19 protein-coding genes are annotated in these 24,080 nt (G+C 60.7%); 8 read left to right on the top strand and 11 right to left on the bottom strand.

Going from position 1 to position 24,080, the window contains the following annotated elements; all coding sequences use genetic code 11:
* Positions 1-220 precede the first annotated feature (220 nt).
* The 5 genes from AC57BR_RS11765 to AC57BR_RS11745 all read right to left on the bottom strand — a co-directional run bounded on the left by AC57BR_RS11765 (position 221) and on the right by AC57BR_RS11745 (position 8,330).
* Positions 221-3,205 carry a DEAD/DEAH box helicase gene (locus AC57BR_RS11765; RefSeq protein ID WP_496360686.1) on the bottom strand — a complete coding sequence of 995 codons (2,985 nt, stop codon included), beginning with the start codon at positions 3,203-3,205 and terminating at the stop codon, positions 221-223.
* A complete protein-coding gene (locus AC57BR_RS11760) occupies positions 3,198-3,602 on the bottom strand; it encodes a (deoxy)nucleoside triphosphate pyrophosphohydrolase (RefSeq protein ID WP_496360684.1) in 405 nt (134 codons plus the stop codon). Before AC57BR_RS11760 ends, AC57BR_RS11765 begins: the two co-directional genes overlap by 8 nt.
* 1,763 nt (positions 3,603-5,365) lie before the next feature.
* Complete coding sequence (locus AC57BR_RS11755; RefSeq protein ID WP_496360682.1) at positions 5,366-6,493, bottom strand: hypothetical protein; 1,128 nt, start codon at positions 6,491-6,493, stop codon at positions 5,366-5,368.
* Positions 6,494-6,543: 50 nt separating this feature from the next.
* Positions 6,544-7,026: a DUF4365 domain-containing protein gene (locus AC57BR_RS11750; RefSeq protein WP_496360874.1), complete on the bottom strand. Its 483-nt coding sequence runs from the start codon at positions 7,024-7,026 to the stop codon at positions 6,544-6,546.
* Positions 7,027-7,421: 395 nt separating this feature from the next.
* Positions 7,422-8,330, bottom strand: a complete 909-nt coding sequence (locus AC57BR_RS11745; protein ID WP_496360680.1) for a ribokinase — start codon at positions 8,328-8,330, stop codon at positions 7,422-7,424.
* Between the two features lie 142 nt (positions 8,331-8,472).
* Between AC57BR_RS11745 and AC57BR_RS11740 the strand changes: the two genes are divergently transcribed.
* Both AC57BR_RS11740 and AC57BR_RS11735 read left to right on the top strand, forming a co-directional pair.
* Entirely contained in the window at positions 8,473-9,903 is a 1,431-nt protein-coding gene (locus AC57BR_RS11740) for an MFS transporter (protein WP_496360678.1), read from the top strand.
* 34 nt (positions 9,904-9,937) lie between these two features.
* Entirely contained in the window at positions 9,938-10,936 is a 999-nt protein-coding gene (locus tag AC57BR_RS11735; RefSeq protein ID WP_496360676.1) for a nucleoside hydrolase, read from the top strand.
* A 397-nt stretch (positions 10,937-11,333) separates the two neighbouring features.
* On the opposite strand, the gene AC57BR_RS11730 is transcribed toward AC57BR_RS11735, so the two are convergent.
* Complete coding sequence (locus AC57BR_RS11730) at positions 11,334-11,786, bottom strand: hypothetical protein (RefSeq protein WP_496360674.1); 453 nt, start codon at positions 11,784-11,786, stop codon at positions 11,334-11,336.
* A gap of 28 nt (positions 11,787-11,814) precedes the next feature.
* Here AC57BR_RS11730 and AC57BR_RS11725 point away from each other — a divergent pair, with 28 nt between their 5' ends.
* Entirely contained in the window at positions 11,815-11,964 is a 150-nt protein-coding gene (locus AC57BR_RS11725) for a hypothetical protein (protein WP_496360672.1), read from the top strand.
* Positions 11,965-12,633: 669 nt separating this feature from the next.
* Here AC57BR_RS11725 and AC57BR_RS11720 read toward each other — a convergent pair.
* Entirely contained in the window at positions 12,634-13,416 is a 783-nt protein-coding gene (locus AC57BR_RS11720) for a GntR family transcriptional regulator (RefSeq protein WP_496360670.1), read from the bottom strand.
* A 183-nt stretch (positions 13,417-13,599) separates the two neighbouring features.
* On the opposite strand from AC57BR_RS11720, the gene AC57BR_RS11715 reads away from it, so the two are divergent.
* Both AC57BR_RS11715 and AC57BR_RS11710 read left to right on the top strand, forming a co-directional pair.
* Entirely contained in the window at positions 13,600-15,723 is a 2,124-nt protein-coding gene (locus AC57BR_RS11715; RefSeq protein WP_496360668.1) for an AAA family ATPase, read from the top strand.
* A gap of 3 nt (positions 15,724-15,726) precedes the next feature.
* Entirely contained in the window at positions 15,727-16,923 is a 1,197-nt protein-coding gene (locus tag AC57BR_RS11710) for an McrC family protein (protein WP_496360666.1), read from the top strand.
* Positions 16,924-16,978: 55 nt separating this feature from the next.
* Here the strand turns inward: AC57BR_RS11710 and AC57BR_RS11705 are convergent, their stop codons facing one another.
* On the bottom strand, positions 16,979-17,890 hold the full coding sequence (locus AC57BR_RS11705) for a GIY-YIG nuclease family protein (RefSeq protein WP_496360664.1): 912 nt from the start codon (positions 17,888-17,890) through the stop codon (positions 16,979-16,981).
* 115 nt (positions 17,891-18,005) lie between these two features.
* Positions 18,006-18,584 (bottom strand): HNH endonuclease, encoded by a 579-nt coding sequence (locus AC57BR_RS11700; protein ID WP_496360663.1) that lies wholly within the window; start codon positions 18,582-18,584, stop codon positions 18,006-18,008.
* Positions 18,585-18,721: 137 nt separating this feature from the next.
* Between AC57BR_RS11700 and AC57BR_RS11695 the strand changes: the two genes are divergently transcribed.
* Both AC57BR_RS11695 and AC57BR_RS11690 read left to right on the top strand, forming a co-directional pair.
* Positions 18,722-19,222 carry a hypothetical protein gene (locus AC57BR_RS11695; RefSeq protein WP_496360662.1) on the top strand — a complete coding sequence of 167 codons (501 nt, stop codon included), beginning with the start codon at positions 18,722-18,724 and terminating at the stop codon, positions 19,220-19,222.
* Between the two features lie 139 nt (positions 19,223-19,361).
* Complete coding sequence (locus AC57BR_RS11690) at positions 19,362-20,096, top strand: hypothetical protein (RefSeq protein WP_496360661.1); 735 nt, start codon at positions 19,362-19,364, stop codon at positions 20,094-20,096.
* 75 nt (positions 20,097-20,171) lie between these two features.
* On the opposite strand, the gene xylB is transcribed toward AC57BR_RS11690, so the two are convergent.
* Complete coding sequence (gene xylB, locus AC57BR_RS11685; protein ID WP_496360660.1) at positions 20,172-21,572, bottom strand: xylulokinase; 1,401 nt, start codon at positions 21,570-21,572, stop codon at positions 20,172-20,174.
* Complete coding sequence (locus AC57BR_RS11680; protein WP_496360659.1) at positions 21,569-22,519, bottom strand: sugar-binding transcriptional regulator; 951 nt, start codon at positions 22,517-22,519, stop codon at positions 21,569-21,571. Before AC57BR_RS11680 ends, xylB begins: the two co-directional genes overlap by 4 nt.
* 211 nt (positions 22,520-22,730) lie before the next feature.
* On the opposite strand from AC57BR_RS11680, the gene AC57BR_RS11675 reads away from it, so the two are divergent.
* Complete coding sequence (locus tag AC57BR_RS11675; protein WP_496360658.1) at positions 22,731-24,077, top strand: ABC transporter substrate-binding protein; 1,347 nt, start codon at positions 22,731-22,733, stop codon at positions 24,075-24,077.
* The last annotated feature ends 3 nt before the right edge of the window (positions 24,078-24,080 follow it).

The following is a 24,080-nucleotide window of genomic DNA, read 5'->3' as shown; positions in this document are numbered from 1 at the left end:
GGCAGGGGCGGGGCCGAAGTCATGGGGAGCGGATCCATTCAAGGGGTGGGATAGAAGGACGGCGCCTATGCCAGAGTCCTTCGTCCGAGTTACCTGATGTTTTCAGCGCGAGGCAGGCCCTGTCACACCCTGTTTGGCCCCTCCATTGTGGGCCAGCGTGGGCAAAATCGGCTCGCCGGGCCGTCGCGACGTGAAGGTTTTAAGGGCCGTTTTAGGGCCGTCATCCAACTGTAATTGGTCTCTTGAAATAGTCGTAAATCTCCGGTGGCACGGGCGAATCAAATCTCAAATTCATTTGAACGACGCTCAAATTGCGGTCATTCGGCATGCTGGTTTCAGTCGCATCCGTTGACCACGCCCTCCCTAGATAAAAGAAATCGGCTCCGTCATTGTCATCTTTTTTTACGAAAATGTGCAGCGCAACCGTATTGGCCACGATGGGGACCACTTCGCCACTTGTCAGTCGCCTACGGCTGCGAGTGAACCACCGCATGGTGGAGTGGTCGAGGAGTTCATCACCGTAGTCCGTGCTGGTGGTAACTTCTTCTGCCTTGTGATAGGTCACAAAGATTGGGCAGCTCATCGTGTTCCGGTCCACCCTGTACCCGTAAATGGTGGACTGGACGTTCCTTGGCCAGCAGAGCAGGCGGCTCGCGTCCTTGCGAGAATACTGTTTGCCTACGACAAACGGATACTCGCCGGCATACCTGTCGGATATGAGCGCGTGGGCGGTATCGAGGACGTCATCTACGCTGGCTGAAAACTCTGGTGAGGAGGTGTAACTGTCGGCGAGCTCCGGCGTAGGTTCGACAGTATTGTCATCAACCCATTTCACAGCCGCATGACTGTACTTGCTCCGTTCGGCATCGGTATTGAAGTCCGCTGTGAGCGATCCAACCGCACTTTGCGCGTGCAGGCGATCGGCTGTTAGCCCTTGCGTTTCGAATAAGCGCCGAATCTCCTCAAGCGTGAGTTGCCCCGTTTGAAGAAGTTCTTTCAACAGGACGACTTCATGCAGGCGCTTCGCGGTTAGAACCTCGTGGGACAGGAGGGTCAATAAACGGTTCTGGACTCGCGTCAGACCGCTTGGGATTCTGGTCAGGCGGGACACAAGACTCGGATAATTGTCCGACTTGGTTGCTAGAAGCACAGGATCCACGGACTCAAATCGGTAGAAATCCATAAGCTTTGGATTACCACCCAGACGATTCTTCAGTGATTCAAAAGCAGCCTTAATGTGCTGCATTTTGTCCAGTTTGGTGTCAACGATAGATTGCAGAACCCGTTCCTGTGAAATTCGATCGAAGCGCACGCTCGAAAGTCCAGGCAGCACTCCACTTTCTTCGGCAGCGATGAGGTTCTGTCGCAACGACTCCTTGTTCAGGGATTCGTCGCCAAACAACGCGATAGGAATCAAGTAGTTGTTTGAGTAGTTCCCAATGAAGTCGATCACCACTACGTATTCCTTGCCCACATCCTTGCGTAGTCCGCGGCCGAGCTGCTGGACGAAGATAATCGCGGACTGAGTCTGCCGAAGCATAATCACTTGGTTGATCGAGGGGATGTCGACGCCTTCATTAAAGATGTCCACCGTCAGGATATAATCTAATTCACCGCGCTCGAGGCGATCCACCTGATGCTCTCGGCGCTGGATAGAATCCTCGCCTGTCAAAGCGACAGTTTTCAATGGCCGTCCATGCAGACTGCGTTTGTTAAGCTGCTCGGAAAGTTTTGCAGCCTCGTCTTTTCTGCTGCAGAAAATCAAGCCGCGAGGCGGAACACCGGCTTGTCCATACAGCGAGATGGCTTCGAGAATGTGGCTAACGCGATCCCCGCTCGTTAGCGTGGCGAGAGAGGGCAGATCAGCAGACGCGGTTCCATCATCAAATTCGTAATCGGCAACGCCGTAATAGTGAAAGGGGCTCAGCATGCCGGCTTCAAGGGCATGGTTCAGACGAATTTCATAAGGCACGTTGTAATCGAAGAGCTCATAGATGTTTGTCCCATCAGACCTCTCCGGTGTGGCAGTGACCCCTAGAAGGAACTGTGGCTCGAAGTGTTCTAGTACGCGACGATAGCTCTCGGCTCCGGCCCTGTGAACTTCATCCACCAATACGTAGTCGAAGGCGTCCGGTGCGAGCTGCCGCAAGACCTCCGGTTGAGAGAGGGTCTGGACCGTGGCGAACACATACCTGGCGTGGAAGTCTTTTGATCCGCCTGACAGTTTGCCGAAGTTTGAGGCATCAGCGCCTAGCACCCGTTGGAATTCGCGCATGGCCTTGTCGAGAATCTGCTCCCGGTGCACAACAAACAACATCCGTTTGGGAGCTACGTGACGAACATCCAGTGCGGAGAGAATCGTCTTACCAGTTCCCGTAGCAGAGATCACGAGTGCCTTGTCTTTGCCATCCAACCGCATGGTTTGGATGGCATGCAACGCGTCGCGCTGCATTGCATTGGGAACAATGATCTGAGGAAGTTCCTGGTCCTCAGCATCGGTCAATAAGGAGTGCTCTACTTCCGCTCGCTCGGTTGTTAGTGAATTGCGCTTCAGGCCCGTTCGCTTTCCTGTGCGTACGTTCTGGAGAGGAGAGCGATATACCGCGCGATATTCCTCGATCCATTCGGCCGTGAGGGCGTCCGAATTATCGGTCTCACTTTTCAACAAGTCAGCGATCTGTCCCGCCAGGTCGCTGTCATGAGCGGCGGCAACTTTGAGATTCCACTCGTGGTTCCTGACCAACGCATTCTCGGTCAAGTTTGAACTTCCGAGGATGGCGGTAACGTTACTCGGATGATGGAATACGTAGCCTTTAGGGTGGAAGTCGCTGCGATGGTGAAGCCGGACGTCTATTGTGGCCTGGGAAAGTTTGTTTGGCCGCGCTAGGTTGAGAAGCTCGGAGAAAGCTTCAGGTGAATTGAAGCCGAGATAATCAGACGTGATTATGCGACCCTTGCCTCTGAAATCGGCAAGTTCCTGTTTAAGTAGTGCGATGGCGCGTGGGGACACGAACGCGACAGAAAATGTAAACGATTTACATTTTCTAAGATTCTGACGCAGGACGCGCAGCATGGTGTTGCCGTCGGTGTTGAAAACAATTTCCGGGCTGAGCTGCCTGGGGGTAGAAAGATGACGATTCAGGTATCCAAAGCGAACATCTTGTTCAAGGACGAACGGTACGGACTCCCATATGACATCAACCATTCTTAACGAGAGCGCCCTTGATCATAGACACCGCAGGAATGTCGGCGGGGGCCCATGCCAAACAGTCAAGTTCTTCCGGCTCGAGCCACAGTACTTCGGCGTGCTCGGTGAGGCGCGGCTCTCCCGTCACAAGCTCACAGTAGAACGTCGTGAGGCTCACCACGCCGAAGTCGTACTCGTGGATGGTGGTGGTAACCTCCGCGCCGACTTCCACCTGGCAATGGAGCTCTTCCACAATTTCACGCTCAAGGGCTTCCCTGGGCGTCTCCCCGGCCTCGATCTTTCCGCCGGGGAATTCCCACATGCCACCAAGAGCGCTGTCATGGCCTCGCTGGGCACAGAGAACGTGACCATCTTTGAGAATTACCGCTCCAACGACATTGATCTGCTTCGCCACAAGTACCTCATTTCGTCGGTTCCAGTCTAGGGGAGCGGGTGCCTCAAAATTGACGATCCCCTACCCGAAACGTCGGGCCAGCCGATTCACTTCAAAAAGGTGCCGAAAGTTTAGTCGCGCTTCTGGACCGTTTCGCCGGGCTCGTCCGGTACCTCCCGAGTGGCTTCTGAGAGGTCAGCGGCCGCACTGCCCATTTCCCCCTGAGTATGCGTGCTTCGTCGGAATGCGGCCTGTCGATGAAGGCCGTGACAAAGCACGCTGTCCAGACTATTCTCCACAGTCCTTTACGTGCTCGCTTACGGTCAGTGCCGACGAGCCAACCGGGGCGGACGGATAGCTCGTTGCTCGGCCTGCCGCGAAGTAGCAGCCAAGGCTGTTGCGATCAATGAAACGCATTACAAGTGAAGCGCCATGTGGACCACGTGACCGGCGGTCGATACATCCGCCTCAGTTCGTAACCTCCCTGCGGCATTTCCTCCGCCGTGTGTTGGCTGAGGCCAACCGTGCGGTCTGCGCATATTCTGTGCCCGGCCCGTGGCTCGGCAGAGGAGGGACCGCGTTTGCCATAGCCAGGCTCTGCGCCGAGTACCCTCGTGAAGACAACTGGTCGGGCGCCGGCCTTTCCTTTCACCATCGCCACCGGCAAGCGGAGGTCTTTCCCGAGGCCTTCCGCACAGTGCAACGTCTTTCCCGCGCCGCTGAAGATCAACCTCCATGGCCCACTGCACACCTTTTCTAAGGCCGCCCTCGATTCGGGGGCCACCCTGCATGATCTCCAGCTCAGCATCGGTCATACCGACCCCGCGTCCGTCGCGAGTGCAAGGAACTGGATAAGGTCCCGCGAAGGCGGCTGCTAATAGCCAAGCTAGTGCATTGACTAAGGACCGTGGCTCACTGCCAAGATTCTCGGGTGGGAACTTGCTCGGCTAGGACCCTGCGTCTCGGGCTTTAGCTAGGGCCGCAGCACCACGTCGGGAATGCCGGACCTCGATGCCTGCCTGGATCCTGGGATCTGCGGCAAAGATTTTTTCTGATTCAAAGAACTCAGAAGTTATCCGAGTATGAAGGCTTTGAGGGTTCAAATCGCCGGCGTCCCCCAAGTAAGCAGACAAATCCTCAATGGCGCAGGCAACTGCCGATGCGTCTCTGAAGTACAAATGGCTTGAATCGAGCCGCATAAACCACATGGGTGGATGGCTGAATAAGGACGGAGGGATTTGTTTCTGTGGGTTCCCCATCCAGCGTCAGGGCCTCGAATCGAGGGACCGCGCTGAAATCGTCCCACCAGCCGCTTCGGGGCGGTCTACGGAACCAATGGTGCGGTCTGAATCCGACCCACCTCCTGCGGAGTAGGGATGGAGCGGAGACAGTTCCTGCGGTGCGCCCGACGTTCTCGACATATAGCAGAGCCACTTCGGATAGAGGTCCGGGATGGTCTGAACCTGGCTGATGATGTTTGGCCCAGCGAGGTTTCCTTGAGTAAGCCACGACCTTGTCGTTGCCGTCTGCCAGGGCTGGCCGGAGCCTTACTTTTATCCAGGTGCCCTCCTTCCTATGTTTGCGGATCGCAAAGAAGGATGCCACGACGGCCACCAAGCCCGCCAAAAGTAGGGAAAGCACAGTCGCGATATCTGGGTGAATACCCAGGAATGCAACTTTGTCTTGATCCGTAGCGACAACAGCCTGTGCGGTGTGGGCAATGGGGGCGATCATGTTGGTATCTTTCGTGGCTCAGTGACGTCCGCGATATTCATGCACAAAGCTCAGAAAAGGCTGGGTTTCCGGCTGGGACGATCCTCGTCGCTGCGCAACACCGCATCGAACAACCAATAACGGTTTCCGTCTTTTTCCTGCCTGCCAGCAGCAGTTAGCTGTTCTTCCCGTGCGATGGCTGTCGCCGCCCTCTCGAACTGATCTTCATCTAATCTCAGCTGGAGGGTCGGAGCACTGCTGCCTTTTACTACTTTCAATCGCACGACGCCCATCTCACCGCGCTTCGGGCGGGAAACGAGAGATAGCCAGCCGGTCACGGTCACGTATTCTGCGGGTTCGGTGTTTGCGAGCTGGTGAGAAGCCTGCAGGAGGACGGCGGCAGACGATCCATCAAAACGAATGAGCGTCAGCTCCTTCTTGAGGTTCTGATGGTCGCCTTCCTTGGACCATTCGACGCTGATGTCAGCGCCGTCGGACCCCTCCACAATCCTGCGTACCGAGTCCACCATTTCCCGTGATACGCCTGCTCTCACGCCGTCTTTGAAGCCGCTTAACGAATGAGTTGTCTTGTGGTGCTGTACTGCCTCCAGCGTCGCCTCCAGCCCTCCGACCACGCTCTCCACAATCTCCCGGCCCGTATAGGAGCCAACCCTTTCAAGGGAGGGTGCATCTTTCTTAGGAGCCTTATCTGGAAATGACTGGTTTGGAGGCGCGAAGGCAGTTACTACATAACTTCCCATTTCTGTTTGCCCCATGAGAACGGCGTTCAGGAACCTGTGAGCAAATCGTCCGTTGGCTTGGCCGTAGTAAGGGCGGCGGGACAACCGTGACTTAGCGCCAGCAAGCAACACGTCTTGTGCGGCATTGACTAGCGAATGGCCGGTTGGCCAAGGCACGGCCCCGTGGAGCGTTGGGACGTCCTTGCGGAACTTAAGCTCATCCCCGGGTGTGCCAAGACTTCCTAGGGTCCGCTGTAGATCAGCGATTGACTTGGGGTTGGCGGCGGCGAGCCGCCCGAGAAGATCGGTTAATAGCTCGGAGTAATCGGCGCGGGATGGGTCCAGTGGGAGGATGAGACTCGGCGCACTGCCATGGTCGGCAACGGGTTTGAACCGGTCATACAGATTGGTTCGGCCACCGACTCGGATCCAACCGTTCTTTTTGAGGTATTCGGGCAAGACTGAAGGGCTAGCGTGTATCAAGTCTGCCGAAAGGGCACTCAAGTCCACTAGGCCCGCCCTCCCGACCCGATGCGGGCCATGATGCCGCACAAAGCCACATGGTCAAAGACATTCTCGGTTGGCACGTGGACCGTAGTCGTGCTCGCGCCCGTTGCCTGGACTCCTTCCAAGTTCACCCAATATGAGCAGTGACTCACAGAGAGGCAATCAACGCCCGCGCGTATCCAGTCGTCCATCGACCTTGGCACGATCATCACCACCAATATGCGTGGAACAGTAACAGGGGACTGTGACAGTTTTCGGAGGTGCTCATTTTCCAAGCGAAAAGCGAAATGTTGCCCTGGCGGATTCGGTGCCAACTGATAGGTGCTTTTGAGGGCGACTTTCAAAGTGGCTTCGCTGTCAACCGTATGGGTCGAGGATCCGTGGGTCAGAATCCAGTCAATGCCCCGGTCAGGGTTCGGTGGCGCGAGTGTACACCCCGACGCTGCCGCAACACTGTGAAGATAGCCAATCTGCAGTACCTCCATTGCCGAAGATTTCGGCAGATCGCCTCTTGTCAGCTCTGTGACCGTGGTCAATTCGCCCCCTATCCGACTAGCTAGCCGGACTGTGCGCCCCGTCGCATCGCTGTCGTGTGAGCTTATCAGCGAGCTCAACTGCGTTGTGATCGCCTGTGGCGGGGTGACGGCAAAGTGACGATGCTTCGGGGTGTCGGACGAAAGTGGTGGAGGCGCATAAGTAGTCGAAAATGTTCGGGCCAGCAAGGGAATCCTTAGAAGACATTGAATTCTAGGGGTTCCTTTCGATCTTTCCAACAGATTCGAAACTCAGGGCAAGTTCAAACGCCATCGCACTGTCTGGCGGCCCCGCGGGGTCTCCCTCACGGCTCCAGCCTTCGACCAGGGGAACAAAATTCCCGCTCTCAACAGGATGAAGGGTCTCCACTCGGCAGACTAAGGTTTATCGGCCCGACATCCCGTGTCCAGCCACGCGTGACGTACTCCTCCAGCGGATTCAGCTTCGGCTGCGATGAGGGATCACCCACGGCGTCCGCCCCCACGGCATTAGCCACGGCCAGCGCCCGCTCGTAAGAAAGCCCGTCCCGTAGTGCCAGAACCAACGCGGCACAGAACGCGTCACCGGCGCCGATCGTGTTCGCCACGGCGGTTGCCACGGCTGGCGCCTCGGCCACCCTCTTGCCGTGCTCGAACATCGCCGAGCCGTCCTTTCCGTACGTCACCGCCACGAGCTTCGTGTCGGCCAGTGCCGGGATGAGTTCGTACTCGGTCTCATTGACGATCACCAGGTCGCAGCGCTCCAGCAGCTCGGCGGGCAGGTCCATCGCCGGCGCCGCGTTCAGCACGAAGAATCCTGAGGATTTCCGTGCAGCCTCCAGCACCACGGGCAGGCCGACTTCGAGCTGGCACAGCACCGTCTCATCCGGCGCAAACGCCACGCCCTCCAGCGAAAACGCAGCGTTCGCCCCCGGGCACACCACGATCTGGTTCTCGCCGTCGCGGTCCACCACGATCAGCGCGGTGCCGGTCGCGTCGCCGTCGACCACTGCCACGTCGGCGCTGTCCACGCCGGCAGCGGAAAGAGCCTCCAGCATCAGACGGCCCTGGGCGTCGTCACCCACCGCGCCGATCATCCGGGCGCTCCCGCCCAGCCGGGCAGCGGCGACGGCCTGGTTGGCGCCCTTGCCGCCGGGCTGCTGCTGCAGCACGCCACCGCCGATGGTCTCCCCGGCGGTGGGAAGCCGGTCCGTGGTGGCGATGATGTCCAGGTTGATGCTGCCGACGACGGTGACGGCAGGAAGCTGAGTGCTCATAAGGAAGTCCTATCAGGTCGAGCCAAGGGCGGCTGAATTAGGAAATAGTGTACGGCATGGTTGTACTTGTTCGTCATACATGGTTGTATAACAACTGATTTCCCATCCGCAGGATCCCCTGCAGAGAACAATGGAGTTTGATGTGAACACCCCAGCCAACGCCACCGCCTCGCCGCCCACCGCCGTCGAAAGCGAAACCGATGTGAACAGACTTGCCGGCCGCCCCGCCGCCCTGCTCATTTCCACCCTGCTGCTCGGCGTGCTGTCCTTCCAGCTCAACGCCAGCATGGTCACCCCGGCGCTGCCGCGGATCGCCGCCAGCTTCGGCCAGGCTCCCGACGCCGCAGCCCCCGTGCAGTCCATGTTCTTCCTGGCCGGCGCCATCGCCGGCCCAGTGATTGGCAGGTGGAGCGACTTCATCGGCCGGCGCGCCGCGCTCCTGTTGGTGCTCGCGATTATGGGCGCCGGCACCGTCCTCTGCATTGCCGCGCCCACGCTGCCGCTGCTCATCGCCGGCCGCTTCCTGCAGGGCGTGTCCAGCGCCGTCTTCGCGCTGTCCTACATCGTGCTCAGCGAGAACCTGCAGCCGCGCGTCTTCGGAACCTCCGTGGGCATCATTGCCGCCATCAACGGCGGCATCGGGGGCGTGGACGGCTACGTCGGCGGCCTGATGTCCGAGACCCTCGGCTTCCGGTCCATCTTCGCCGTCGTGCTGGTGCTGACCGCTGTTGCCGCCGGCTGCATCCTCAAGACCGTCCCGAAGGGGCGGCCGCAGCACGTCCGCGGCGCCATGGACTGGTGGGGAGCGGGCTCGCTCTCGGTGTTCCTGGTGTTCATCACCTATTTCGTTTCCGGCGGATCGGCCGCCGGCTGGACCGCCCCCGGCACCTTAGCCCTGCTCGCCGGCACCATTGCGTCCTTCGCCGCCTTCTGGATGATCGAGAAACGCCGCAGCAACCCCCTCATCGCCGTTCACCACCTGCGCTCCCGCCAGGTCTGGCCCGTCATCGCCACCACTGTGCTGACCCTCGCCGGTATCTTCGCCGTCATGAACTTCACCGTGGTGTTGCTCAGCCAGGACGGCCGCTCCGGCTTCGGGCTCAGCCCGTCACTCTCCGCCCTGCTGTTCCTCACCCCGGCCGCTCTCATCGGCGTCTTCGCCGCCCCGCTCGCCGGCTGGCTCGCCGGCCGCCGCGGCTGGATCAAGACCCTCCGCACCGGCACGGCCCTGAGCCTGGCCTGCGCCGTGGCCGCCGCCTTGTTTTCCGGCAACCAAGTGGCGGTGATGGTCGCCGTCGCGTCCCTCGGCATCTTCTACAACGGCCTGTTCCTCACCGCCATCAACGGACTCTCCGTCCTGCTCTCGCCCAAGGAAGCACCCGCTTCCCTGCCCAGCATCAACGGCGCCTCCTTCGGCATCGGGGCGAGCCTCGGCGTCGTTCTTGTTGCGCCGTTTGCCGCCCAGGCGACCTCCGCCGGCTACACCACGGCCCTCTGGATCTCGGTGGGCATCACCGCGGCCGCGTTCATGGTCAGCCTCTTCGTGGCCGCCCCCAAGGGCGAGACCCTCTGACCTTCCCGCACCAACCGAAAGAAGAACCATACCCATGACCAGCCACCCGTTCTACCTCGACTGCGACACCGGCATCGACGACGCCCTCGCCCTGGCCTACCTGCTCGCCTCGCCCCAGGCGGACGTGCGGGGGATCGGCGCCGTCAGCGGCAACGTCAGCGCCGCCGTCGGCGCCCGCAACACCCTGGACCTGCTCGAGCTCGCCGGGCACGCGCACATCCCCGTTGCCCTCGGCGCGCACGACCCGCTCGCCGGTTCCTTCGGCGGGGGAGCGCCGTGGGTGCACGGCGCCAACGGCATCGGCGAGGTTGACCTTACGACGGCGGCCGCCGAGCTCGCGTCGGAAACTGCAGCGGAGATGCTGGTCCGGCTCGCCCACGAGCACCCCGGCACTCTGCGGGTCCTGGCTATCGGCCCGCTCACGAACATTGCCGAGGCCCTGCGGCTGGAGCCTTCCCTGCCATCGCTGGTCGCGGAGATCACCATCATGGGCGGCGCCGCCCTGGCTCCGGGGAACCTCACGCCCGTGGCGGAGGCGAACATCGCCAACGACCCCGAGGCCGCCGCCCTGGTGCTGTCCGCCGGCTGGAACGTGACTCTGGTGCCGCTGGACGTGACCATGACCAACGTGCTGGAGGAGAACCACCGGCAGGAGCTGCTGGCCTCGTCCGGCGCCGTGCCGCGGGCGCTGGGGGAGATGCTGGGCTACTACTTCCGGTTCTACGAGGGCATCTTCGGCCGCGCCTGCTCGGCCATGCACGACCCCCTCGCCGCCGCGCTCGCGGTTGGTGCTGTGACCGCCGCGGTTGCCCCGGTGGTGCACGTCGACGTCGACACCACGTCCGGGCCGGGCCGCGGGCAGACCGTCTGCGATCTCCGCGGGCTGTACATGGACTACCCGGAGCAGCCCGGCGCCCGTTGCCGCGTGGTGCTGTCGCTGGAGGACGACTTCGCGCCGCACCTGGTGGAGACGCTGCTGGCGTTTGGTTCCATTGAGGCCACGGTAGGGGCGGTGGATGGCGCTTACACCTGACGTCTAACGGGTGTTGCTCGGTGAACCGCTATTGCGGCTGGCGTTTCAGGCTGGAGAGGATCGCAGCGGCGGACATCGCGTGCTCTCATGTCCGGGGTAATTGCTCAAGATGACGGCGGAGGCGGTACTGCTACGACTGCCGCGAGAGCGGCGCCGGACATTCTGCGAACTATCGCAGAGTCTCTCGGCTGCAGTGCACGAGGTTCAGCCCCAGTGTGTTTCCTTGAGACACACGCCGCAGCGCCCGAGCGGCGCCGCGGCTGGTGAAATCGATCGTCTTTTTCAATACGTGCGTTGGGTCAGGCCCAAAATCCCAGATGTCTCTGACGCAGGACCGTCGCCCACGGCAATTGAAAGCCATAGGCGACGGACCTGCGAGCGAGAGACTAGCTAGGAACTACTCGCACCCTACGCCGTCACCGTTCCTGTCGAGGCCGTAGATGTCGGAACCGACGACGGTGACCGGCCCGCCTACGTACGCGGGACCGTTGCCGCTTCCTCCCGCGCAATCTACGTCCGACGCAATGGGCACGCAGGGCCCTGCATAGTTTGGATCGCATCCTGACGGAGCTGCGGGCACGGCAGGTTGCACGGGCTTCTGGGCTGCCGCTGCCGCGGCGGCTGCAGCGGCAGCTGCCTGCTGCTGACGCTTCGCCTCCTCGGCCGCAGCCTGTTGGCGGGCCGCCTCCGCGGCGGCCTGCTTCTGCGCGGCCTTAGCCGCCGCTTCTTGCGCTGCCTTGTCGGCTGCGGCCTTTTCGGCAGCAGCTTTCTTAGCTGCGGCCTTTTCGGCAGCAATCTTGGCTGCCGCCGCACGCGCGTCCGTTACCTTTTTCGATTCCGACTGCTCCATCCACAGCAGTTGTCCAGCTTGGCCCTTCGTGCAAATGAAGACCTTCGGCAAGTACTTTTCGATCGCATTTTCCGTGGCGCAGCTCAATGACGCCGGTGCAGTTGGAGTGGGTGTCGGCGTGGCGCTTGGGGACGCGGAGTCGGTGGCCAGGGGCGTCGTGGACGAAGCGGCCGATTGACCTCCGCATGCCGTTGCTGAGAGTAGGACGGCGAGCGCTATAGCCGCCCCTCGAGCGCGGTGTTGAGAAATCCGTTGTGGTGACCCGGCGCCTACCGGGCTGGAAGCCTCATGGCTGATCATCTTCCGTGCTTCACTGCGGCGAAAGAACGTATTCATTAATACCCCCAAAAATCAGGTCCAGATGCGAATTGCTCGCCGAGCTTAACACTAAATCTTGCATAAAATATGCATATTGAGATGACAGAATCGGTCAAGACAGCAGCGGCAGCGGTAGCGTAGTAGCTGTTAAGGGTTCAAGACTGGATGTGACGGCCGGCGCGGCAGGGCGTAAGGCTGCGAGCATTTGGGGTGCCCGCCAGCAGCAGCACCGTGATCTGGCGCTCGCCGGGTTAGGGCCTATGCCACCTGCCTTGTTCAGCGCCACGACAAGGGTTGGCCTGTCTCCGTCTGTAATGTCCAAGGGCGCGGCGGTGCCGCCGGAAGCGGACTAGTGCGGCGCAGAAGCTGCCGAGGACTTCCTCTGGCGGATGCGTTTGATGCCGCTGCGGGATAGGGTGATCCGGCCCAGCTCAAATCAGGGAAAATCTTCGGGCCGGCGATGTTGGGGATGCCGTAAATTGGCGCTGCCTCTACTCCAGATACGGCTACTCCGGACGCGGCTGTAGGACTAGGACTGGAGCGACTGCATGACGGAGAGGTGGCCGGCGCGGTCGGCGATGAGGCACTTGGCCAGGTAGAAGGGCCGGTTTGCGTGCCGCACGTACTGGGTCAGAACGAGGACCGGGTCCGCGGCGCGCAGGTCCAGCAGCTTGGCCCGGCTGGGCCCTACCTGGCTGAGCCCGATCTGGCACTCGCCCGGACCGAGCCCCCTGCCAGCCGCCTTGTTTAGGGCCGTGAGCAAGGTGGTGCCGCCGTCGTCCTTTACATCCAAAGGCGCGGCGGCGGCGCCGGCGAAGCTGACGGGGAGGGCGGAGACGTTCTCCTGCAGGTGTGCGATGGGCTCGCCGTCGCGGATCAGGACAGACTCCCAGAGCCAGACGTCGCTGCCGGGGTCGACGCCGACGCCGGGGGCCACGAACTCGGAGGCCGGCTGCCGTTCAACTTGGATGCGCTTGATCTGGACCCGGTGTCCAGGGCCGCCGAGGACTTCCTCGAAGGGGCGGATGCGTTCGATGCCGATGCGGGGGAGGGTGTCGGAGACGAACCGGCCGACGCCGCGGCGGGCACGGATGAGGCCGTCCTCCTCGAGCAGCATGAGGGCCTCGCGGACCACGGTGCGGCTGACCTTCATGTCGGTGCCGAGGTCGGTCTCGGTGGGGAGCATGGAGCCGGGCGTGAGCAGGTTGTTGCGGATGGCCTCGGCGATCCGTGAGTACACGGCAACCCGGAGCGGGGAGCCGGGCTGGGCCTCCACCGGCTGGGACAGGAACCGGACGGCGTCCTCGTGCACGTTATGCCTCGCTTGCGTTTGTTCGGGATTCCAGCGTAGCAAGTGGTACGCGCTTGTCGGACAACTCAGGGCCTAAAGATCTCCCTCGACACCATGACAGAAGTCGGTCACGAATACCACGCGCGGCCGAGCCCATGATGCAGACTCGGTAACAACGTCAGCATCCATAGACCAGGACTAAACATGGCAGCTACCAGTGGCAACATCGCTCGATCGCGACTCATTCTGCAGCTCTTGAGCGAGCATCCGGAAGGCCTCTACAACAAGCCGGGCGAGCAGGGAATTATGGCGATCGCCGCGGAACGTGTGCCATGGACTGAACACGAACTAGAGGCGCTCCCGAGCGGAGGCATCCGAGGAACGGCGAACCTCTCCTGGGCTTCTGAAGATCTGAAAAAGGCTGGGTGGCTGTGGAAGAACCCCGAAGGCGACGGCCTCTGGAGAATAACTGAGGCGGGAAAATCGGCGCTGGCCGAGTATCCGGATGATGAGTCGCTCGCTCTCGAGGCCCGTTCTCGGTACAACGAATGGAGCAAGCAGAACAGGCAAAAGAAAGCCGAACTCCTGCGATCAACGATCGTCGCCCGCCACGCCAGCGAAGAGCGGGTTCGAACTGCCGCTCAGCTATTTCGCGAGAGGGGTCTTGCACAGTCCAGTTCAGTGTTTTCCCCCGGGCGCTCTATCTGGACCAAACAGAATGTCGACGCGTTGCTCACACATTTTGTAAGCGCCGTGGAAGTAGAGGGTTCCGACTTCCTCACCAAGCTAGAGGTCCAATTGGCTGGACTCAATGATGACGCGAAGCTCCTGCTCGCCGAACTTACAACTTGGCAATTGCTTCCCTTCCATAAGAGCGCGATGGGCGAGCGTTCGAAGCTTGCCCGTATCGAGAAAATTCTCGCCTCCATGAATCATCCCGTTGAGGTGCCACGGGAGATCCGCGAGGCACTCAAGGATGGGGTGTTTCACCCCGGTCCTTGGATGGTAAGTAGTGCCCATACTGCCATCAGCATTCATGTCCGCATGATTCACGAATGGCTCCAATTGCCACCTGAAGATCAGGAGAAGATCCTAGAAGACCATCGATCTTGGAAAGAATTCACTTCAAAGGTTCCTGATAACACTTACCCTACCCAACGGAATTCACTGTTATATGTGGGGCGACCTGACTACTTCACGTCCATCGTCCCCGATGTGGACAAGAAAGCAATACGCGACAGGTTCCTTGGTGAAATCGGGGAATCTAGTGGCGACCTTGATGAGGATCTTTTCCAGATCGTACTGGCGCTGCAGCAATCGGAAAGCGGCCCGATTGATTTTTACAGCGATGCCTTGCTTCCCAAATGGCGTGGTCCTGGTTCGATTCAGGAGCCTATCGATGAACCACTTACGCCGGAAACAGAGCCTGCAGAGGGCAAGCTCTTCCGACGGGCGAACGATGAACTTTCCACGCGGCTTCACATGGACGAGGACTGGCTGCAGAAACAGCTAGACCTGATTGACCGCCGTCGCCAGGTCATCCTCTATGGCCCTCCCGGAACGGGAAAAACCTACGTTGCTCTGGCCGTCGCGGAGCACATTGCCGGGGATGCAAAGTACACGGAGCTTGTTCAGTTCCATCCCAGTTACTCTTACGAGGACTTCTTCCAGGGCTACAGGCCTGTCACGACTGACTCGGGTGCTTTGAGTTACGAGCTGAAGGATGGGCCCTTGCGGCGGATTGTGGACCAAGCGGTCCGCAATCCGGAATACAAGTATGTACTCGTGATTGATGAAATCAATAGAGGAAACCTGGCCAAGATTTTCGGTGAGCTGTACTTTCTCCTTGAGTATCGAAACCGTCCCATCAAGCTTCAGTACAGCCGTGATGACGATGACTTCTTCGAGCTGCCCTCCAACCTGTTCATCATCGGCACGATGAATACGTCAGACCGGTCAATTGCTCTGCTGGATGCGGCTATGAGGCGACGGTTCTCGTTTGTTGAGCTGCATCCGGACAAGTACCCGGTTCAGCACGTTCTGGAAAGATGGCTTCAGCATCATGGGCTTGAGGCCGAACCAGCACGTCTCCTGCGATCACTCAACCAGCGAATTGGTGACTCTGACTTTAAAGTCGGACCAAGCTACCTTATGCCTGGGCATCTGGCATTCGAACCGGGCCAACTAGAGGAAATCTGGGAATACGACATCTTGCCGTTGCTTGCCGAGCACCACTTTGGCCAAGGCATGGACATCGAAAAGACCTACGGGATTGAAGCCCTGCGCCGCCAAGACCCGTCACCAGACTCCGCGGCGAGAACCGAATAACGCATGCAGCGCCTGAACCTTGAGGAAGGCCGTAACGAGGAATCCGTCTCGTTCCCCGCCCGTGTCGCCGCCGCGATATCTGCTCTGGGCGTGGCCAATGTCAGTCCCCTCAGCAATGGGGACTGGTCGATCTCTGGTGTCAACAAGGTCGGCGTCATCCACGTCGCCGGTTGGCAGGTGGAAATTGCACCAAAGGTTCCTGTTGCACGGCTTTTCTTCCTGATGTGTTTCTCTTCACATCAGAGATTCTGGCAGGAACATGATGTCGCTATGGGCAGCGCACCCACCCTTCTGGATACGATCGCGCACTCATTCATTAGGCAAGCCGGACTCGCTCTCGGGCGAGGAATGTATCAGGCCTACGAAACATTTGATGATGCCGTACCGATGATTCGGGGACGGCTGGATATCCCGGCGCAGATCGGCCGACGGGCAGGGCTGGTTCTGCCGGCACAGGTCATATTCGACGAGTTCACAGTCGATACGGCAGAGAATCAATTGCTGCTGTCCGCTGCGCTGAGGCTGCTAGCCCTGCCATCATTGGGTACCGCTAACAGGGCAGCCATCATAAAACTGACTCAGCGTCTTGAAGGTGTAACGCCCATAAGCCCCGGACGCTCCCTTCCGTCTGTGCATTTCCACAGACTTAACGACAGATACAGGGGTGCCGTCGGGCTGTCGGAACTGATTCTGCGCAATGCATCTCTTGAACATCGGCAAGGAATCTCGGCGGCTAGTGGTTTCCTGTTCGACACATGGCGAATATTCGAAGATTTCGTGTCAAAGGCTCTTCATGAGAGTTTGGCGGGACTAGGTGAAAAAGTTGAGATGCAATCTTCCTCCTTCCTTGATCGAGGTGGCCAGGTCGAGATCAGACCCGACATCTTGGTGCGCGCGAATGGATGCGTACGAGCTGTTGTGGACGCGAAATACAAGTCAGAGAAAAACGGGCGCTTTCCGCACGCGGATGTCTATCAGATACTGGCCTATTGCTTGAAGTTTGGGCTGACGGAGGGGCACCTAATCTATGCGCGAGGCGAGGAAGACGTGAAGTCTTATGTCATTGACCCTCCCGGTGTGACTATTCACTGTCACGCCCTCAACTTGGATCAAATCCCGGAGCGGCTGCTGGCAGACATGGAGTTGCTGGCCGCCAGGATCGCGAGGCCCGTCACGACACGAGCGGAGGAGCCGACCTGAGGACCAGCAGCGCCGAACAGCAAGGCTCTCGGCGCTTGCGGACGCCTCACTGTCCCTAAGGCGTGGTGATTCCCTGCTCCTGCCATTGACCGTAGGTAAGCCCAGATGCCGGATCCCGCCAGCCCGTCCGGCCGTTGGCATTCCTGCCTTTGACCACGGCGCCCGCTGCGCTCGGGCTCTTGAAAACATGCGTCTTGGCGAATCGGGCTACCGCTCCATCAGCAACAAGGACGCCCGCCGCGAAGAGCTTTTGATGGAGCTTGTCGTAGGCATGATTCGTTCCGACCCATGCAGGCCGAGCCGCCGACCCCTCTAGGACGGCGAATTCACCGTCGGTCTCTTGGGCGTATGCCCGAATTCCGAAATTCTGCAGGGTCATCTCAAAGACCGGAGAAGAACTCGACGGGCTGCCATCTGAAGGTGCAGCGGCTTCGGCAGGGGAGGGCAGACTGCGTAAGGCGTCGACACCAAGAACAGGGAGAATAATTTTAGCCTGATCAATGAAGTACTCCATGTCCGACTTGTCCGCTTCCGGCAGGGGAAGTGGTGGAGGTGCAGTCCCATTGGTCACAGTTGTTCGGCCTGCGTCCTTAGCAATGCTGATAAAGCGACTTTCAAGATACCGGGCATGCGCCTTCGTAAGATTTGCGTCTTTGCTGGTCAGCACAATGGCACGGTTCCAAAAGTCCTTGCCACCCTTGTCCTCTGACCGGTGATGCATCTTTAGACGCTCGCCGACGTTGTCGCCTTCACCAATGTAAATCAGCGTTTCATCCGGATCCTCAAGGCCGTAGCCAAGCAGCAGATAAATGCCTGTGCGCTGAACTTCTTCGCGGCGAAGGAATTCCTTTAGGTCCGACCTGCTGGCGGCGATGACGTGTCCGGTCCAGTTCATTATCTCTGCCGTCAGCATTCCGCCTGGCGTGCCATCGACAAGGAACAACCGAACTTGTTTGCCAACAGTCATGCGTTTTGTCCTTCTAAGCTCTGCCTAAAGCTCGTCCAGCAACGAGCCCACACGAGTCTATGGGTGCTGGTGGATTCTCACGTTCTGCAACACGTGGACCTGGAAGAGGGAACTTTCAGGCAAGGTCCCGGCGTTCGCCGACGCGGACACTGTCCTCGGACAGAACGTACGTCCGCCGTCGTTCTTCCAGCCTTTCCTGCTGCGCAGGCGACGGGATCTGCGCACCTTTCGCGCGGTTGCACCTGCTGCACGCCGCGACGAAGTTCTGCAGGCTGGTGGATCCGCCCTTGGACCAGGGGTAGAAATGGTCGCCATGCTCTGCAGGACGTGAACAACGACGGCGGAAGCCGGCTTCCATCTCGCACTGGCCGCCGGCACGGGCCATCCCTTCGCGGCGTTGCTGGCGACTGAAGCGGCGGACTGGATCGCGGCGCCGCACGTCGCGGGAGCGGATGATGAGCACTGTGATGATCAGGGCAACGATGCCGAGCCCCGGGGCTGTGATTGCCGCCAGGACGCCGTCGAACATCTCACGCATGATGCTGGCGACCGAGGGGCCGGTCTTGCCGAGGGTTACGTGGGTCGTGTTCGGCTGGAAGGAAAGGACGACAGCGCCAGCCAGCCAAATGGTGGCCGCGACGTATGCCATCCGAAGGGTCACTCGGGTCCAGTAGATGCGCTTCAGTTCCAACATTCGGTCTCTCCCCAACAAGACTCCGGCAACGGTGATTCAGGCGATGTCCTGTTCACTGAATGAGATCGTACTTCGGTTTCGACAAGCTCAACCAGCGGAGTAGGTTGGCTTCGTCGAGCCGAACTAAGGAATTCCCATTGCAGATCAACAAACAGACGCTGAAGGAAGACGGGTTCTCCGGATTCCGATCGTTCAAAGAGCTGGACATCAACCGGGTTCCCCAGGCCCCCGGAATCTATGCAGTGCTCAAACCTGAGGGCTTCGAACGCTTGTTCCTTGCGAAAAGCGTTGGGGGCCGGTTCAAGAAGCGGAACCCGTCCCTGCTGCAGGCCGCGCTGGAGGCAGAGTGGATCGAGGACGCGGATGTCCTCTACATCGGGAAAGCAGGTCCCGGGAGCACCGGCAATCGCGGACTCCGAAAGCGCATTCAAGAGTTGGCTGACTTCGGCCGGGGGAAGCCTGTTGGCCATTGGGACGGGCGGCTCATTTGGCAGCTCAGCGACTCCCAATCACTGGTCATTGCATGGAAGGAGCTGGCACCAGCCGAGGTGAATGCTGCTGAAGCCGCCTATCACGCGGAATTCATCGGCAGGTACGGAAGGCTGCCGTTCGCCAACCTGGTCCAGGCCAGGGCGTAGGGACAAGCTCGCCCCAAGCGGCATTTTGAAGGGGTTCTGGTTCCGGGCGAACTGCTCTACCTTTTTGGTATGGCCATGGGCAAGCAACGTTGCTCTGACCCTTGATAGGAATTTCTACTCAGAAGGAGTGGGAAAGGTCATGCCTCTCCGGACCAAAATTTTTCTTGGCGTCCTCGTCCTGTTGCTGGTTATCGGCGGCGGAGTGTTCTTTTACAACGACAACATTAAACGGAGCAGGGCAGGCGAATACAACCCTGAGATCAGTCCGGCAGATTTCTCTACCAACATAACCAATAGTTATTTTGCGCTCCCCGTCGGCAAGAAAATGACGTATGAGACCGCGGCCGGAGGAGGAGTCACCGAACGGATCGAGATTGAGATCCTGCCCGAGAAGATGCAGATGGACGGCTTTGAGACCGTCGTCTATCTGGACAAGGAATACAAGAATGGGCAGCTCGTAGAGGAAACCAGAGACTACCTCGCACAACACAAGAACGGTGATGTGTGGTACTTCGGGGAAGACGTGAATAACTACTGGAATGGGCTGCTGATCCACCACGCAGGCAGCTTCCGCCATGGAAAAGATGGAGCAAAAGCCGGCATCTGGATGAAGGCCGACCAGCGCGTAGGCGATTCCTATCGGCAGGAATTCTACATTGGCAACGCGGAGGACATGAGGGACACCCTCGCCACCGGCCAGACCGTCTCCACGAAGACCCGCAAATACACCGACTGCGTCAAGGTCTTGGATTGGTCGCCGCTTGAGGACGCACGGGAGCACAAATATTACTGCCCCGAGGTCAAGTCATTGGTCCTGACCGAGGATCTCCAGTCGGGCAGCCGGTCAGAACTCGTAAACGTTGTCCAGCCGTAGGCTCAATCAGCGCGGGCTTGGTTTCGCCTGGCTCAACCAAAGGCGCCCGTCTTCGACAGGCTCAATCAGCGGCGCTCACAGCCCGTAGAAGCTCTTGCGGGCCTCGGCGTACCGTTCCCGGACGCCGAAGCCCCAGTCTCCTTCGGGTTCGTAGGCGGCTTCGATGCTGCGCTTCCAGTCCGGGAGCTCTCCGGTCGCTGCCCATGCGGCCTGTTTGGCTGCGCCGAGTGCCACGTATTCCCTGCTTGCAGGCACTTCGACAGGCAGGTTGAAAATGCTGGCTGCCGCCTGGCGCAGGGACCGCGATTTCGAACCTCCGCCAATGAGGAGCACCTTGGCCGGCGTGCCTCCAAGCTGCCTCAGCACGTCAATGGCGTCCGCCAGCGAGTTCAGTACGCCCAGCACGGAGGCCCGGGCGAGGTTCTCGGGAGTCATGTTGCTTCGGGTGAGTCCGGCCAGGCTTCCGCTGGCGTGGGGCAGATTGGGGCTGCGCTCGCCGTCCAGGTACGGAAGGAAAGTGAGCCCGCCAGCGTCGTTGCCGGCGGCGAGTGCCAGGGCATCCAGCTTGGCCAGGTCGACGCCGAGCATCGACGCTGTCGCGGCCATGACCCGGGCGGAATTAAGCATGGCCAGCAGGGGCAAGTGGCCGCCCGCGGCGTCGGCAAATCCTGCGACTGCACCCGTGGGATCCGGCATGGGGGAGGGCGCGCTGGTGAAGACCGTACCGGAGGTGCCGATCGACACCACCACCTCGCCCGGACGCAGGCCCAGCCCCAGCGCAGCCGCCGCGTTGTCCCCGGCGCCGGCTGCGAGGACCGCGCCGTCAATGCCCCAGCCGTCCTGCACCTTTCCGGCCGGCTCGTTTGAAGCCACTACGCGAGGAAGGCGCGGAATCCGTCCAAAGAAGCGCTCCACCAGCTCGGTCCGGTAGCTGTTCGTCACGGGAGAGAAGTAGCCGGTGCCGGAGGCGTCACTCCGGTCCGTCGTGAATTCGCCTCCCATGGCACCGTTGAGCCAGTCGTGGGGGAGGACCACCTGGTCAACGCGGCTTGCGGTGTCCGGTTCGTTCTGCGCCAGCCACGCCAGCTTGGAGATTGTGAACGACGCGACCGGTACAAGGTTGACGGCGTCGACCCACGCTTCGGGCCCCAGCTCGTCCCGGAGCCGCGCTGCGTCATCTGCACTGCGCGTGTCATTCCACAGCAGCGCATCGTGCACGGGCGTCCCGGAACTGTCCAGGGCCACCATCCCGTGCTGCTGGGCGGCGATGCCGGCAGCCGCGACGGAACCGCCCAGCCGGTCAGCGCCCGCCATATGCCAGGCGTCCCGCAGCGCGGAGCTCCAGACCTGCGGGTCCACAGCAGTGAGGTCAGGGTGAGCCGCCGCGCCCGACGAAATCACGTCACCGGTTTCGGCGTCCACGGCGAGGACCTTGCAGGACTGGGTGGAGGAATCCACCCCGATAACTGTGCTCATTGACTCTTCTCCTCGTCGATCAGGTCAGTCAGGGCCTGGGCCAGCGGCGTATCAATGATCAGCGTGGTGACGAAGCCGGCCTTGGCCACGGCCAGAACCGCCTCGGCCCGGGCTTCCCCCTGGGCCACGGCAATCACCTTCGGGGCCCGCTGCAGCTGCTTGATGGTGACGGCAATGATCTGCTCGTCCAGCCCCGATTCCACCGCAACGCCTTTGGCGTTGAGCAGCCGGCCCGAGCATTCCCCGACGGCGCCGGCCTCCAGGGCGGCCTGCCTCACCTCGGCGTCGGCCCGGTCCCAGACGGTGGAGGTGGCGGGCTTCCAGGCACCGATCGCCACGACGGCAAGGTCGAGTGAATCCGCCTTGGCCAAGGCCTCGGCGATCTCCGGCTGGCGGCGTAAGCCGGCCGCCGTCGTCGGATCTTCCACCACCAAAGGTGCCCACAGCGGCCAGGTGAGCCCCCCGCTCACATGCCCCAGCCGCTGGATCAGCTCGAGGGGATTGCTCTCGCCTTCTGTGGGGAGGGCGCCGGCAAGCTGGACGACGTCGCACCGGGGAAGGTCCCGGACCAGCCGCGAGGCCACATCCAGGGTGCGGGACCAGGAGATGCCCATGGTCCCGCCCGCCGGCGCCTGCCGGGAGATTTCGACGGCGGCCGCCTTGGCCAGGATGCCGCGCGCCTGGATCACGTCCCCGTTGGTGTCCGCAACCACCACCTCGCCGATTCCCAGCCAGGACTCGATGCGGCGGATGTCAGCAGCGGAGACGCGGGAAGGGAAGTTCACCTTGATCTCCACGATGCCCTTCTCGAGGGCCTCCGTGAGCAGCCGGGCCACCTGGAACCGGGAGATTCCGTAGCCGCTGCCAATCTCCACCTTGGAACGGTTCTCCAGGTAGTACTCGCTGCTGATCCGCGCCAGAAGCTCTTCGTGGGAAAGCTCCGCCATGCTGGTCACCTCTCGCACTTCTGATCATTTGAGTATTGCCTCTTGCTCAAACGAGTATATATGACTAGAGTCACATGACAGATGAGCAGTTCGTTGGTGCTCATATGAGCACGTCTAGTGAGGCCCGACTGGCGGCGAGTGGCCCTGAGTTTGGCCCCACGGCTTCGTCCCGGACTGTTGTCCTGAATTTTTTGAGCACAAAGGAGTTCTTATGCGTCCCAGCATGCGTGCAGCCTCGATGGCTGCCGGTGCCCTGTGCATCGCACTTTCCGCCTCGGCCTGCGCCGGTGCGGGCGGCGGCTCAGCCGCAGGTGACCCGAACAGCATCAACGTGCTGATGGTGAACAACCCCCAGATGGAGGACCTGCAGCGGCTGACTGCGGACAACTTCACCAGGGAAACCGGCATCAAGGTCAACTACACCGTCCTGCCGGAGAACGACGTCCGGGCCAAAATCAGCCAGGAGTTCTCCAGCCAGGCCGGACAGTACGACGTCGCGTCCCTGTCCAACTACGAGATCCCCTTCTTCGCGGCCAACAAGTGGCTGGCGCCCCTGGACACCGTGGCGAAGGATCCCACGTTCAACCAGGCGGACATCCTGCCCGCCTACACCGCGTCCCTGACGGGCAAGGACGGCAAGCTATACGGCGAACCGTTCTATGGGGAATCCTCATTCCTGATGTACCGGAAGGACATCTTCGAGGCCAAGGGCCTGACCATGCCGGAGAAGCCCACCTGGGACCAGGTCGCTGATTTGGCCGCAAAGGCTGACGGCGCGGCTCCGGGCATGAAGGGCATCTGCCTGCGCGGCCAGCCCGGCTGGGGCCAGGTCTTCGCACCGCTGACCACCGTGGTCAACACCTATGGCGGCACCTGGTTCGACAAGGACTGGAACGCGAAGGTCAACGCTCCCGAGTTCACCGCGGCGACCGAGTTCTACACGAAGCTGGTCCGCGAGCACGGCGAGGCCGGGGCCGCGCAGGCCGGGTTCACCGAGTGCCTGAACAACATGAGCCAGGGCAAGGTGGCCATGTGGTACGACGCCACCTCTGCCGCCGGTGCCCTGGAAGCCGATGCATCACCGGTGAAGGGCAAGATCGGCTACGCCCAGGCACCGGTGAAGAACACGAAGTCCTCGGGCTGGCTGTGGACCTGGTCCTGGGCCATGCAGGCGGCATCGAAAAAGCAGGACGCTGCCGGGAAGTTCATCGCCTGGGCCAGCTCGAAGGAATACGAGGAACTGGTCGCCGCCAAGCTCGGCTGGGCGAAGGTCCCCTCCGGCAAGCGCATCTCCACTTACGAGAATGCCGAGTTCCAGAAGGCGGCGCCGTTCTTCAAGGCCGAGCGCTTCGCGATCGAGAACGCCGACCCGAAGAACCCCGGCGCCCAGGTGCGCCCCGCCGTCGGGATCCAGTTCGTCGGCATCCCCGAGTTCGCCGCCCTGGGCACCAGCGTCTCGCAGGGTGTCAGCTCCGCCATTGCGGGCCAGGGCACCGTGGCCGACGCACTGGCCAAGGGCCAGCAAGCCGCCGAAAAAGTCGGCAACAAGTACAAGTGACCT

This window comes from Arthrobacter sp. BGA-UO-ETr-C19 (assembly GCF_059568005.1).
Note: the sequence above shows the minus strand (reverse complement) of the source record. Positions and strands in the feature narration are given on the sequence as shown.